The 12,944-nt window shown below is 69.9% G+C and carries 12 protein-coding genes and 2 pseudogenes; 12 read left to right on the top strand and 2 right to left on the bottom strand.

The genetic code is table 11. The features are described from left to right. Positions 1–57: 57 nt before the first annotated feature. A complete protein-coding gene (locus QMK30_RS01825) occupies positions 58–471 on the bottom strand; it encodes a MarR family winged helix-turn-helix transcriptional regulator (protein ID WP_283515314.1) in 414 nt (137 codons plus the stop codon). Positions 472–584: 113 nt separating this feature from the next. On the opposite strand from QMK30_RS01825, the gene QMK30_RS01820 reads away from it, so the two are divergent. The 9 genes from QMK30_RS01820 (at position 585) to QMK30_RS01780 (ending at position 9,721) form a co-directional block, all read left to right on the top strand. Continuing rightward, positions 585–2,045 (top strand): MFS transporter, encoded by a 1,461-nt coding sequence (locus tag QMK30_RS01820; RefSeq protein WP_283515313.1) that lies wholly within the window; start codon positions 585–587, stop codon positions 2,043–2,045. 579 nt (positions 2,046–2,624) lie between these two features. After that, on the top strand, positions 2,625–2,945 hold the full coding sequence (locus QMK30_RS01815) for a hypothetical protein (RefSeq protein WP_283515312.1): 321 nt from the start codon (positions 2,625–2,627) through the stop codon (positions 2,943–2,945). 22 nt (positions 2,946–2,967) lie between these two features. Then, positions 2,968–4,179 carry an acyl-CoA dehydrogenase family protein gene (locus QMK30_RS01810; RefSeq protein ID WP_283515311.1) on the top strand — a complete coding sequence of 404 codons (1,212 nt, stop codon included), beginning with the start codon at positions 2,968–2,970 and terminating at the stop codon, positions 4,177–4,179. After that, positions 4,176–5,069, top strand: coding sequence for a hypothetical protein (locus tag QMK30_RS01805; protein WP_283515310.1), 894 nt, complete (start codon positions 4,176–4,178; stop codon positions 5,067–5,069). The genes QMK30_RS01810 and QMK30_RS01805 overlap by 4 nt, the downstream gene beginning before the upstream one ends. Further along, on the top strand, positions 5,066–6,055 hold the full coding sequence (locus QMK30_RS01800; RefSeq protein ID WP_283515309.1) for a HesA/MoeB/ThiF family protein: 990 nt from the start codon (positions 5,066–5,068) through the stop codon (positions 6,053–6,055). Before QMK30_RS01805 ends, QMK30_RS01800 begins: the two co-directional genes overlap by 4 nt. 100 nt (positions 6,056–6,155) lie before the next feature. Beyond that, positions 6,156–7,196, top strand: a complete 1,041-nt coding sequence (locus QMK30_RS01795; protein ID WP_283515308.1) for a TauD/TfdA family dioxygenase — start codon at positions 6,156–6,158, stop codon at positions 7,194–7,196. 85 nt (positions 7,197–7,281) lie between these two features. Continuing rightward, positions 7,282–7,536 carry a phosphopantetheine-binding protein gene (locus tag QMK30_RS01790; RefSeq protein ID WP_283515307.1) on the top strand — a complete coding sequence of 85 codons (255 nt, stop codon included), beginning with the start codon at positions 7,282–7,284 and terminating at the stop codon, positions 7,534–7,536. Beyond that, complete coding sequence (locus tag QMK30_RS01785; protein WP_283515306.1) at positions 7,533–8,747, top strand: beta-ketoacyl-[acyl-carrier-protein] synthase family protein; 1,215 nt, start codon at positions 7,533–7,535, stop codon at positions 8,745–8,747. Before QMK30_RS01790 ends, QMK30_RS01785 begins: the two co-directional genes overlap by 4 nt. Further along, positions 8,744–9,721, top strand: a complete 978-nt coding sequence (locus QMK30_RS01780) for a beta-ketoacyl-ACP synthase III (RefSeq protein ID WP_283515305.1) — start codon at positions 8,744–8,746, stop codon at positions 9,719–9,721. The genes QMK30_RS01785 and QMK30_RS01780 overlap by 4 nt, the downstream gene beginning before the upstream one ends. Positions 9,722–10,107: 386 nt before the next feature. Here QMK30_RS01780 and QMK30_RS01775 read toward each other — a convergent pair. Continuing rightward, positions 10,108–10,683 (bottom strand): annotated as a pseudogene (locus QMK30_RS01775) (ABC transporter ATP-binding protein); the annotation flags it as partial. Between the two features lie 251 nt (positions 10,684–10,934). Here QMK30_RS01775 and QMK30_RS01770 point away from each other — a divergent pair. The 3 genes and pseudogenes from QMK30_RS01770 (at position 10,935) to QMK30_RS01760 (ending at position 12,700) form a co-directional block, all read left to right on the top strand. Beyond that, positions 10,935–11,789 (top strand): AfsR/SARP family transcriptional regulator, encoded by an 855-nt coding sequence (locus QMK30_RS01770; protein WP_283515304.1) that lies wholly within the window; start codon positions 10,935–10,937, stop codon positions 11,787–11,789. Positions 11,790–12,029: 240 nt separating this feature from the next. Next, a pseudogene (locus QMK30_RS01765) lies at positions 12,030–12,287 on the top strand (discoidin domain-containing protein); the annotation flags it as partial. Further along, the gene (locus tag QMK30_RS01760; protein ID WP_283515303.1) at positions 12,287–12,700 is read left to right on the top strand and encodes a dTMP kinase; all 414 of its coding nucleotides are present in this window, start codon (positions 12,287–12,289) and stop codon (positions 12,698–12,700) included. The pseudogene QMK30_RS01765 and the gene QMK30_RS01760, both read left to right, overlap by 1 nt. The last annotated feature ends 244 nt before the right edge of the window (positions 12,701–12,944 follow it).

Here is a 12,944-nt window from a genome sequence, read left to right as displayed (position 1 = left end):
GAACTTGCGATCGACCTGGGACGCTATCAGACAGGTCGATGGCACCAGCAAATAGTTCTACTGGTGGGTAGCGGCCAGCCCCATGACATCCCGCACCTCTGCGCTGCTTTCGGCTACTTCGCGCAGTACCGCTTCCATGGTGGTGACGGACTGTGAGAAGAGCTGTCGGCCGGCTGGCGTGAGCTGAACGTCGAAGCCTCTCCGATCGTTGGGACACGGCTTGCGCTCGGCGTAGCCGCCGTTGACCATCTGGGCCAGCAAACGGGAGACCTGCGGCTGGCTGCGGCTGGCGCGAGAACTGAGTTCACCCGCCCTGATCCAGCCGTCCGCGCGCGCCATCACGTCCATGATCTCGAAGGCGCTGGCGCACAGGCCGTGGTTCTCGGCCAGTACGCGCTCAGCGGCCTGATTGATCTGCGCACAGGCGCGGGTCACGGCCACCCATCGATCGGTCAGAGCTGTTTCTGTCACGCCCCTCATCGTAGGTTCGCCGTCGCCTCTTGTCGATGCATACGCATGCATGTACTGTGCGGGATCGATCGATGCATTCGCATGGATCGTTTTTTATAGGCAAAGGAGACACGGTGACCGAGCAGACGCTGGCACCCCAGACAGCCGAGCAGGGCGCGGAACAAGCGCCCGCACAGGCCCCCGGCAAGGCCCCCTGGAGCACCCTGGTGGTGGTCGGCGTCGCCCAGTTGATGGTCATGCTCGACTCGACGGTCGTGAACGTGGCGCTTCCCTCGATCGGGGCCCAACTGCCCGCCGATCAGACGGCCCTGCAGTGGACCATCAGCGCGTACGTCCTGATGCTCGGCAGCCTGCTGCTCTTCGGTGGCCGCGTCTCCGACGTCTTCGGCCGCCGCCGCACCTTCCTCACGGGCCTCTCCATCTTCGCCGTCGCCTCTGTGCTCTGTGGCATCGCGGGCAATCAGGAACTGCTCGTGGCGGGCCGCGCCATCCAGGGCGCCGGGGCCGCACTGCTCTCCGCGGCCGCCCTGTCCATCATCCTGGCGGTCTACCAGGACGATGAGCAGCGCAAGATCGCACTGACCGCCTGGAGCGGCCTCGGCGTGATCGGCGCGACCATCGGCGTGGTGCTCGGCGGTCTTATCGTCACGGCGATCAGCTGGCGCTGGGCCTTCCTGATCAACATCCCGGTCAGCATCGCCGCCTTCATCGGCGCCCTGCGCAGCATGCCCGCCCTCAACACGAGCAACGGCCGCAAGCTGCGGCTGCCTTCAGCGATCGTGTCCACCGCCGGACTCGCCGCCCTGTCCTTCGGCCTGATCCAGCTGCACGAGGGATTCGGCGACCGGAACGCCTGGATCAGCATTGGCGCCGCCGTCGTCCTGCTCGCCACGGTGACCTTCATGGAGACCGGACAGGCCGACCCGCTGCTTCCGCTGCACCTGCTGCGCAAGCCCACCTACTGGCTGTCCAGCGTGGGCCTGCTTCTGGTGGCCAGCGTGATGATCAGCAGCTCCTTCCTGGCCAGCATGTACTTCCAGCGGGTTCACGAGATGAGCGCCTTCGTCACCGGCCTCTCGCTGCTCCCCATGGGCCTGGCCGCCCTCGTCGTCGCGCTGGTCGCGCCGCCGCTGGCCAATGCCCTGGGCCTGGGCGGCATGTACGCGGCCGGGGCCACGCTGCAGTTGGTCGGCACGGGCGTCCTGGCGACCGGTACCGACAGTGTTCCGCTGACCATCGTCGCGCTGGCCGTCATCGGCGCCGGCCTGCCTGCCTGCTTCGTCCCGCTCTTCGGCATCGGCACCTCGCACGTCAAGCTGGAGGAGTCCGGCGTCGGCTCCGGTCTGCTGAACACCTTCAACGAGACCGGCGCCGCACTCGGCATCGCCGTCATCGGAACCATCCTCGCGACCTCGGTCGACAGCGGTCTCGACGGCGGCGGTTCGGTCGCCGACGCGACCACCACGGGCATCGGCAACGGGTTCCTGGCCCTGGCCGTGTGCTCCGCCATCGCCATCGTGATCGCCCTCGCGCTGCGGTCGCTGACCCGTGCCCCCCAGGGCGCCGACGCCTGACCGTTCCTCATGAACCGTTGCCGGGGGCATGGCACCCGGCAACGGCGCCACCGGGGACCGGGCCAGGCGTCCGGTCTGCCCCGCAGAACCACATGGTTCCACCCCCTGAACGTGGGCTTGCAGCCTCCCCCGACTGCAAGCCCACTTTGCGTTGTCCGGCCGTGCGCGCGACGGCCCGCAGCCTCCGCGGGCCGACCCGCCCTCAGGGTCCGCCCAGGCCCTCCGTCCAGCTCGACCAGCCGTCCGACCTGCCCGTCCCCCGGTCCGACCGGCCCGTTCCGCCCACCAATGGACAGCCGATTACCGCCTGCAGGAGCGTGCGTTCCATTCCCGTGGAGGGGCAGTTGAATACGTGGACAGGGTCGCTCAAGGATCTGTAGCTTAATGATCAACCGCTTGTCCGGTGCTGCGAAAGAAGAAGCCCCGGCAGGATTTGTCCGGACCGTATCCAGATCGGCTCGCATTCCACACGGACCCATTTCCGCTGGTGATGCGCCACAGGTCCGCAGTGCAATTCCTCGCCTGCACGGCAGCCGGTACTCATACGTGATTCCACCCTTAGACACGAAGGAATTTCGCATGGCCATTTCGCCCGAAGAGCTCTCGAACAAGCTGTCCGCAGCCGCGAAGGCCGCCCCCGCCTGGCAGGCCGCAGGTGCCACCGTCCGCTTCGTGATCTCCGAGCCCGATGCCGAACTCACGCTGGACCCTCAGGGCGCCCTGACCGACGCCGAGCCCACCCACGTGTTCCGCATCAGCTACGCGAACCTCGACGACCTCGCCGCCGGTCGCCGCACTTTCCTGCGAACCGTCACCAGCCGCCGCGTGTCCTCCCGCGGCCCTGTCCTGCAGACGTTCGCCGTCGGGCAGGCCCTGACGACCTTCGCCCTCCAGCGCTGAACGCCCCAGACAAGGAATCACCATGACGTACACGCACAACCCGGCCGCCCACCCGCTGCTCGACTCCTTCGAGGCCGACTTCCTCAACGATGTCGTCGCCTTCGCCCGTGAGGAGGTCGCCCCCGGTGCCGCCGAGCGCGACCGGATCGAGAAGGGCCAGATCGACTGGGACACCGTCCGCAAGGGCCATGCGCTCGGCCTGCTGCGGATGGCCATCCCGCGCGACTTCGGCGGCCTCGGCCTGAGCCAGCTCGCCCTCGCGCTGACCCTGGAGGAACTGGCCTCCGCCGACCCGGGCATGGCGCTGGTCTTCGGTGCCACCGGCCTGTTCCAGACCCCGCTGCTGATCTGTGAGAACCCGCGCCTCCAGGAGAAGTACCTCCCCGCCTTCCTCGGCCCGGAGCCGGTCCTCGCCTGCAACGCGGTCGCCGAGGAGCTCAACGGAACCGACCTGGTGCTGCAGCAGCAGGCGCCCTACGCGCAGGACATGACGATCGCCCGCCGCTCCGGCAGCGAATACCTGCTTACCGGCACCAAGCGCTACATCACCAACGCCCCGGTCGCCACGTACGCCACAGTCATGGCCAACCTGGACGAGACGCCCGGCTCGACCGGCCTGACCTGCTTCGTCACCGAGCTGGAGCAGGACGGCGTCACCCGCGGAGAGATCCACGACAAGGTGGGCTACCGCACCGCCCCCGCGGGCGAGCTGATTCTCGACAACGCCCGGGTGCCCGAAGAGAACGTCATCGGTGACGAGCGCGGCGGCTGGGACCTCAACGTCGCTATCGGCAACCTCACCCGCGTCACCTGCGCGGCCGTCGCCACCGGTATCGCACGGCACGCCCTGGACCGCGCGGTCGCGTGGGCCGGTACCCGCCGACAGGGCGGCCGGCTGCTCTTCGAACACCAGATGTCCGCCCGCAAGCTCGCTGACATGTCCGCCCGGGTGTCCGCCGCGCGCGCCCTGTACCTGGACGCTGTACTGAAGGCCGACACCATCATCCCGACCCCGGCCTACGAGCCCGCCGTCGCCAAGCTGGTCGCCGACCGCGCCGCCATCGACAACGCCGACGCCGCCATGAGCCTCATCGGCGCCGCCGCCTTCCAGCGGGAGGACGGCATGGACCGGGTCCTTCGCGACGCCTACGGCCCCCGGATATACGAAGGCAGCCCCGAGGCGCTCGCGCTGGTCATCACCGGTGAGCTGTTCGGCGTCCCGGAGGTCCGGTGACCACCGCCACCCCCACGAGTCCCACCGCCACCACCGACTCCTACCGGGAGCGGGTGCTGCGGGACACCGCCGGGATCAGGCTGCCCGACCTGGACAGCCATGTGGACGGCGAGCCGCTGTTCCGCTCCGTCAGCCCTGAGGGCCTGCTGGCCTTGACCGTGCGGGGAGCGCAACTGCCCACCGCGTACCTCGACGACATCTACCGGTTCCGGCTGGCCCAGTACCTGAGGCGCGGCTGGCTCAACGAGGAGCTCGCCGCCGCGGCGGACCTCACCGCCGAGCCGTACGACGCCCACGCTCTCCAGGACCAGCACACCCTGGTCGTGGAGGAGGAGACCGGGCGGCTGCGCGGTTACGGCACGCTGGCCCACACCCACAGCCCCGAAAGCACCCTGCTCGGGGACGACGCCCACCTGCCGTTCGTCGTCGAACGCGACTACGGCCTGCGGCTCGCCGACGAACTCGGCGCGACCACCCCGGCGAACCGGGTGTGGGAGGGCAAGCGGCTCGTGCGCGACTACGCCATGGACCGCTCGCAGGCCGCCGTGTCCGTTCCCTGGTGGGTCTACCGAGGCTGGGCCGAAGGCTGCCTACGAGCCCTGTCCGAGGACGGAGCGGCGATCGTCGGCGACGGCAAGCCGAACGGAGCCGTCCTCCAGCTGTCCCTGCTCGGCTTCCACACCCGGACCCTCGACGTGCCCGCACGCCCGGCGGACCCCACCGACCTGTTCGCACCGATGTGGGACCAGCAACAGCGCTCGTACCCGTTCGTCCTCACCGACGAAAACGTGCTGCGCCCCACCCTGACCCACCTCGACGCGATCCTCGCGTCCGGGGAGACCGGGTCGGTCGCGGCCCGGCTGACCGCATTCCAGGAGGCCAGGGCATGAGCCGACGCACGGATCAGAGCAGCCCGCCCGACGTGGGCACCCCTGCGGAAGCCCGCGAGCTGGACGAGGAGCTCTACTACGCCTCCCTCACCCAGCGCAACCGCGGCCTGATCCCCGCAGCGCTCCAGGAGCAGATCCGGCACACCTCACTGCTTATCGCGGGCTGCGGCTCCATCGGTGGTGCCACCGTGCAGCCCTTGGGCCGCACGGGATACCGGGACTTCGTCCTGGCGGACGTCGGCACCTACGAGCTGAACAACCTCAACCGCCAGCACGCCACCGTCGACGACCTGGGCCGCAACAAGGCCGAGGTGGGCGCCGACGCCCTGCGCGCCATCAACCCGCACGTCCGGGCCGAGGTGGTGCCCGTGGGCATCACCCGGGACAACGTCCGGGAACTGGTCCGGCGGGCCGAGGTCATCGTGGACGGGGTCGACGTGACCACTCCGTCCGGGCTGCGCGCGAAGATCGCCCTGCACCAGGAAGCGTGCCGCCAGCGCAAGCCGCTGGTCACCGGCTGGGACATGGCGGGCATGCTGGCGGCCCAGTGCTTCGACTACCGGCTGGTCCGGCGGATCTTCGACGGCCAGCTGCTGGCCGAGGACGCCGACGTGCTGAGCACCTGGGAAGTGATCTTCCGTATCGCCCCCCGGTCGCACATCCCGGGCGAGATGTACCGCGAGCTCCGCCAGGGTCTCGGCCGCCCCGACTACAGCGTGCCGCAACTCACCGAGGCGGCGACCCAGTTCGGCTCGCTCGCGGTCCACATGGTCAACCAGCTGGTGGCGGGCGCGGACGTGCCGCGCACGGTCGCGGTCGACGTCCACCACATCGCTTTGACACCCGGGCGCCGGGTCGTGGACCGGGTCACCCGCCACTGGGAGAAGGCCCGCTTCCTGAACCACCTACCGCGCGAGCAGGCCTGGCGCGGATTCAGCCCCGCCGCCGTTTACCGGCTCGGCCGCCGTTCCGCACCGGCCGCATAGCCGTGCTCCGTCCGACGCCGCTCGATCGCCCTACCCGCCCACCGCCGGTCGACGGCAGCTTCAGAGCGCGCGGCACGACCCGCAGAAAGGAAAGCCCCGCATGAGAAAAGAATTCGCGTACGCCGACGCGCGCACGACCGGAATCCTGCTGAGTGAGACCGAGTCCGAAATCATCGAAGCCGCCGCACTGAAGATTGCCGCGCAATACGCGGAATACTCACTGCACAGCACCGACCTCCTCCATACCGTGGAACTCGCGGCGGCCGCGTTGCCGAGCGAGGTCCGGCGCGCGCTCATCTCCTTCCGCGACGAAGGCAACCCGAGCGGCACCCTCCTGCTGCGCGGACTTCCGCTGGGCACCCTGCCGGCCACCCCCGACCGTGCGGAGGACGAGCCGGACTGGACCAAGGTCTCCGTGGCGACGCTCAGCCAGCTGATGGTGATGTCGGTCCTGGGCCGCTCGATCTCGTACAGCGACGAGAAGAACGGCAACTTGGTCCAGGACGTCAGCCCCAAGCGCGGCGCCGAGACCCGCCAGGAGAACGGCGGCTCCATCCTGCTGGAACTCCACACGGAAGACGGCTTCCACCCCGCCGCCCCGCACTTCTTGAGCCTTATCTGCCTGCGCGGCGACCGCGACGGACTCGCCGCCACCGTAACCGGAGGGATCGGCGACGTGCTGCCGGAACTCGACGAGGAGACCGTCACCGCGCTGCGTCGGCCGGAGTTCAGGACCAAGTTCAGCACGTCCTTCGTGCACGACACCGACGAGGAGGTGCTGACCCCCTCGGTACCGGTGCTGTCAGGTGCGGAGGCCAACCCGGACCTGCGGGTGGACTTCCACGGCACGGTCGGCACCACTCCCGCGGCGCGGGCGGCGCTCGCCGCGCTGGAGGACGCCGTACTCGGCTCCCTGCGCGGCCTCGTGCTGGAACCCGGCGAACTGATCATCCTCGACAACCGTCGCACGGTGCACGGGCGGACGGGCTTCGATCCGCGCTACGACGGCGCAGACCGCTGGCTTCGCCGCTCCTTCGCGTTGGCCGACCTGCGGCCGGTCCTCAACGACCTCGGCGAGGGCCGCATCCATAACGCGATCATCACGCGGCAGCACGCTCCCAAACTCACGACGGCGGCCTGACGGACGCCCAGAGGTCCGGCTCGGACGGGACCCCGACCCGCACCACCCCCCTTCGGCCCACCGCTCCACCTTACGGAGGAACACCATGACCGCAGCCCTGCACGCCACCCTGACCCGGATCGTCGTCGAGGACCTGGAGGCCGACCCCAAGGGCCTGACCGACGAGTCCACCCTCGCCACCCTCGACCTGGACTCCCTCGCCATCGCGGAGCTGGTCATCCTTATCAAGGATGAGACCGGCGCCGACCTCAGCAGTGAGGAGACCAGCCTCGGTGAGCTCACCATCCCCGCTCTCGCACAGCTGGTGACCACAGCGCTGGACGGCGAGAAGTCCGCATGAGCGGACCGGCCATTGCCGTGACCGGTACCGGAATGATCACGCCGGTCGGTACTGGCACGGACTCGACCTGGGACGCGATCCGGCGCGGCGAGTCCCGCGCCGGGCTCGCCCCCACTCCGGGGATCTCACGGGACCTCCAGTGCCGCACCGTGCCACCGTTCGGCGTCGAACTGCTGCCCGGCCGCGGCACCGCGAACCTGGACCCCTTCATCCGGTTCGCGCTCGTCGCGGCCGACCAGGCCATCATCGAGGCCGGTCTTGACCCCGCCACCTGGGACGGCAGCCGGGTCGGCATCGTCGTCGGCTGTGGCCTCGGCGGCGCGGCCACCCTGAGCACGGCACACAGCCGGCTGGCCGAACGTGGACCCGACGCTGTCTCGCCGTACGTACATCCTCGTTCGCTCATCAACATGGCCGCCGGGATGCTCGCCATCCGCCACCACGTCACCGGACCCGGCCACACCGTCGTCGCGGCCTGCGCCTCCGGCGCGGTGGCTGTCGGCGTGGGCCGCGACCTGATCCGCAGCGGTGCCTGCGACATCGTGATCGCCGTCGGTACGGACGCCGGGGTGGTGCCCGTGATCGCGGCGGGCTTCGCCGCGATGGGCGCACTCACCGACAGCGCGGCGGACGACGCCTCGCGGCCGTTCGCCGCGGACCGCTCCGGCTTCGTGCTCTCCGAGGGCGCGGCCGCCCTCGTACTGGAGCGTGAGAACGTCGCACGAGAGCGCGGCGCGACCTCGCAGGGCCGCATCCTCGGGTACGCCTTCACCACCGACGCGCACCACCCGGTCGCCCCGCACCCCGGCGCCATCGGCGCCGAGGCGGCGGTGCGGGCCGCGCTGGCGGACGCCGGGCTCACCCCGTCGGACGTGGACCACGTCAACGCCCACGGCACCTCGACCCCGTACAACGACCGTAGCGAGGGGAAGCTGATCAACCGGCTCTTCGCGCACCGGCCCAGCGTCACGGCCAACAAGGGCCTGCTCGGGCACAGCCTGGGCGCGGCGGGTGCCATCGAGGCCGTGCTGACCCTGCGGACCTTGGCCACCGGCATCGTGCCGCCGACCGCGCACACGCAGGCCGTGGACCCGGAGCTCGCGGACCTGGACCTGGTAATGGACAAGGAACGGCACCAGAACCCGGCGGTTGCGGTCAGCCACTCCTTCGGTTTCGGCGGTTCCAACTGCGTACTGGTGATGGGCACATGAGCAACAGCCGGATTCCCGCCGTACTGACCGGCCTGGGCACCTGCCTACCTCCGCGGACGGTCACCAATGACGACCTGGCCCAGCGGCTGGAGACCTCGCACGAGTGGATCCACAGCCGTACCGGAATCGCCGGCCGCCGCGTCGTGGACGCCGGCACGGGCACCGCCGAACTGGCGGCGGCTGCCGGGTCGGCGGCCCTGGAATCGGCTGGCCGGTCCTCCTGCGACCTGGTCATCGTGGCGACGACCACCCCGGACCGGGCCTGCCCCGCGACCGCCCCGCAAGTGGCCTCGGCCATGGGCCTGCCCGGCGCCGCCGCCTTCGACCTGTCGGCCGTCTGCTCCGGCTTCGTGTACGGGCTGTCCGTCGCCGCAGCCATGATTGGGGCCGGTACCTTCGGCAGCGTCCTGGTCATCGGTGCGGAACGCTACTCGGCGATCGTCGACCCGCAGGACCGCGGCACCGCCGTCATCTTCGGGGACGGCGCCGGCGCGGTGCTGCTCGAACGCGGCCAGGAGTCGGTCGGCCAGGGCGCCGTCCTGCACACCGAGCTGGGCAGCGACGGCACCGGCAACGAACTGATCACCGTGCCGCCCGGCGAGCGGTATTTGCGGATGAAAGGCCGCGAGGTCTACACCCGGGCCGTTCCGACGATGGTCGAGTCGGCCCGCCGGGTCGCGGCAGCGGTCGGCTGGCAGCCCGAGGACATCGACGCGTTCGTCGGCCACCAGGCCAACCTCCGGATCCTGGAGTCGGTGGCCAAACGACTCGGTCTGCCGCCCGAGCGCATGATCACCAACATCGAGGAAGTCGGCAACACGGCTGCCGCGTCCATCCCGCTGGCCCTCGCCTCGGCCGCGGACCGGGGCCTACTCACGCCCGGTGACCGGGTGGTCCTCACCGCCTTCGGCGGCGGCCTGACCTGGGGTTCGGCGGCCCTGCTGTGGCCGGACCTACGCCCGGTCCACCGCTGACCCTCCCGCGCCCCGCACCTCTGCCCAGTCCGGCAGGGGTGCAGGGCACCCCGACGAAAGGCCGCACGGCAGTGACGACTCCGCCCCCTCGGACACCGGCCGCAGCCGCGGCATCCGCATCGGCTTCCGAGGACCGCTACGCCCGGTACCGGATCTCCCTGGACTCCGGCACCGGAGCCTCCCAGACCCTTGCCCAGTGGCTTCCGCTGCCCACGCTGTGGGTCACGAACGACACCTTTCCCAGTACCACCCGCCGGTCCCAGCCGAGCACCGCAGGGGGATATGGATGAGTTCCGGTCACCCGCCCGCCACTTTCTGTGCTTGTGATGCCCACCTTGCTGGGGGCAGCGACGGTGTGCCGGCCTGCGGCTCGGCGGATCGCCAGCGGTGACACCCCCGGCGACAAGTTCCCGGATGATGTTCCACATGCTGTGCCGGCTGCGCGGGTCGAGCCCGGTGGTCGGCTCGTCGAGGAAGATGATCTGCGGGCTGCCGACCAGCGTCATGGCGAGGTCGAGACGCCGGCGCATACCGCCGGAGTAGGTGACGGCGGGCTTCTTCGCGGCCTCGGTTAGATCGAAGCGCTCCAACAACTCGGCTGCGAACCGGCGGCCTTCACTGCGGGAGAGATGGTGCAGGTCCGCCATGAGGAGCATGTTCTCCTCGCCGGTGATCATGTTGTCCACCGCGGAGAACTGTCCGGTGACGCCGATCGCGGCGGGCACCGCATGGGGTTCGGCGGCAAGGTCGTGCCCGCCCACCCGTAGCTCGCCGGCGTCGGCGGTGACCAGGGTGGAGAGGATCTGAACCGCGGTTGTCCTGCCTGCGCCGTTCGGCCCGAGGAGAGAGAAGACCGTGCCTACGGGAACGTGGAGGTCGGTGCCGTCGAGGACGGTCTTCTCGCCGTAGGACTTGCGCAACCCGGTCGCTGAGACGGCGAGTTCGTCGGTCGTTGTCGTCATGCCGCGGAGCTTGGGGCGGAGCCGGTTCAGTACGGCTTCAGCTGTCTGCATGGCCCGCAACCACTGAGGGGGTGTCCGATCTCGCGGCTCAGGACGCGTGGCCAGGACTGACCTCCGGCATGAAAATCTCATGCGTGAGGCTCTGTTGTTCATGCCCGGGTCGTGCCCCGATCCCTGCTGGCGTGTCTCTCCTCCGTGGCACTGTCGCGGAAACGATGGGAGGGGCCGAAATGGGTTTGATGGAGATCGGCTTGCTGGGGCCACTCGTGGTCATGGTCCGGGGCATGTCCGTGGTGCCCAGTGCCGCCAAGCCGCGGCAGTTGCTCGCTCTGTTGGCGGCCAACTCGGGGCGGGAGCGGGGGATGGCGGCGATCGCGGACGAGCTGTGGGAGGACGGCCCGCCCGGTGGTCCCGCCGCGGTCGTCCAGACGTACGTCAAACAGCTGCGCCGCAATAGCGCCGCCGCTCTGGACCCCGCCGAGGGAAGCGCCGCGAAGGAGATCCTGAGCCGCGGTTACACCGGGTATCGGCTGAACATGCCCGGTCCCGTTGTGGACGCCGATGAATTCGAGGCGCTTTCCCGGCGGGGCAGGAAGGCGCTCGCTGCGGGTGACTCCGTCGAGGCGTCCCGGCTGCTGTCGGCGGCGCTGTCGGGTTGGCGCGGACCCGCGTTCGGTGATGTGCACGTGGGACCCGCGTTGCGGGCCGAGGCGTTGCGGCTGGAAGAAGTACGGCTCGCGGCCCTCGAGGCCCGGATCACGGCTGACCTCAATCTGGGTCGGCACGCGGCGCTGGTCAGTGAACTCGCCGCGCTGGCAGGTCTCTTGCCGCTACAGGAGAACCTGCACGCGCAACTGATGCTGGCCCTCCACCGTTGTGGACGGTCCCCGCACGCGCTCGAAGTCTCGTCGGCTGCGCGAGTCCTGCGTCCAGGAATTGGGCATCGAGCCCTCGCGCCTGGCAACAGGTCGTGCCCCTGCCCTCGGGATCCGCAAGACGGCGAAGTGGGCGCTGATCGTGCTCGTGGTCTTCCACATCCTCTCGTACGACCGGATCTGGTGGCTGCTGACAAAGTGACACGACGCCCCGAAGGCTCGGGCCACTAAAAGGCGGTCAAGCTGGGCACCGGCGAGTCCAGCGCCGGATCGCACGCGAGCACGGACCGGTGCAGTTCCCGCAACCGTGCGCCGCAGCGGCTCGGCGCGGCGCGGCGCCCGACTCTTCGTGGGCGTGACGCGCTCAGCGAGAGCTCTGACCCGGCCGCCGCACGCCGCGCCCACCCTGAGCAGGGGCGTGGCTGCAAGCAAGCTGTCCAGCTCTCGCTGTCTCAGCCAGGGAGTCCAGGCATGCGCCTGACCACCGCCCCACCCCCACTCCGCACCAGGACCACCGTCCTGGCGACCGCGTTCGCCGCCGTTCTGCTCCTCATCGGCGGTCTGTTGCTGATGAATCCGGACCGGGCCGACGCCGCGGCCGATCCCCTGATCTCCGGCGGCGAACCCGCCACCGCGTCCTCCACGGAGGAAGCCGCACTCGGCCCCGCCCAGGCCTTCGACGGCGACCCGGCTACCCGCTGGGCCAGCGTCGAGGGCAAGGACCCGCAGTGGCTCCAGGTCGACCTCGGCGCCGCCGCCACCGTCTCGCGGGTCGGCCGTCCCGCAGCGATCTGGGGGCGTTCACCCGCTCCCACGCTGATCAGATCACCGGCCGGTCGCTGGCCTGCCTCGTCGCGGCCGACCGCTACGACCACCTCGCCCGGGAGATCGAACCGCAGCTCGACCGGGGCGTCACCGTGGTGTGTGACCGCTACCTGGCGTCCAAGCTCGACGGCGTCGACGAGGACTTCCTGCTGGCGCTCAACGCCGGCGTACGGCTGCCCGACCTGTCCGTCATCCTCACCGCTGACCCGGCCGTCATCACGGCCCGGCAACCGAGGCCGGGGGAGCGGCCGACCGGCTCTGTCAGGGGCGAGGGGCTGCTGGTGCCCCTCGCTTTTGTCTGCGCCCGGTCCGCGTGACGGCAAAGAATCGAATCCAAACGATCTATCCCTACCGGTAGTTGACGATGCAGGACTGGAGTGCACGTGATCCAGCAAGTTTTGACGGAACACGGCGAGATCTAGGCACAGCGGGCGATCCGGGCTTTAGCGTCTGTCCGCGAGCCAGGCAATGGCCGGGGGCGCGGGCTCGCTACGGACAGGTAGTGAGGCGGTTTCGCTCCATGCTCCGCAAAGCTCAGGCGGACCGCAGGAGGGCCCGGCA

This window comes from Streptomyces sp. H27-C3, assembly GCF_030063415.1.
GTDB lineage: Bacteria > Actinomycetota > Actinomycetes > Streptomycetales > Streptomycetaceae > Streptomyces.
Note: the sequence above shows the minus strand (reverse complement) of the source record. Positions and strands in the feature narration are given on the sequence as shown.

Bases quoted from the DNA above. Each gene is read 5' to 3' on its own strand.
- QMK30_RS01800 (WP_283515309.1), top strand. From the start codon at position 5,066: ATGAGCCGACGCACGGATCAGAGCAGCCCGCCCGACGTGGGCACCCCT.
- QMK30_RS01780 (WP_283515305.1), top strand. From the start codon at position 8,744: ATGAGCAACAGCCGGATTCCCGCCGTACTGACCGGCCTGGGCACCTGC.
- QMK30_RS01810 (WP_283515311.1), top strand. From the start codon at position 2,968: ATGACGTACACGCACAACCCGGCCGCCCACCCGCTGCTCGACTCCTTC.
- QMK30_RS01815 (WP_283515312.1), top strand. From the start codon at position 2,625: ATGGCCATTTCGCCCGAAGAGCTCTCGAACAAGCTGTCCGCAGCCGCG.
- QMK30_RS01790 (WP_283515307.1), top strand. From the start codon at position 7,282: ATGACCGCAGCCCTGCACGCCACCCTGACCCGGATCGTCGTCGAGGAC.
- QMK30_RS01795 (WP_283515308.1), top strand. From the start codon at position 6,156: ATGAGAAAAGAATTCGCGTACGCCGACGCGCGCACGACCGGAATCCTG.
- QMK30_RS01785 (WP_283515306.1), top strand. From the start codon at position 7,533: ATGAGCGGACCGGCCATTGCCGTGACCGGTACCGGAATGATCACGCCG.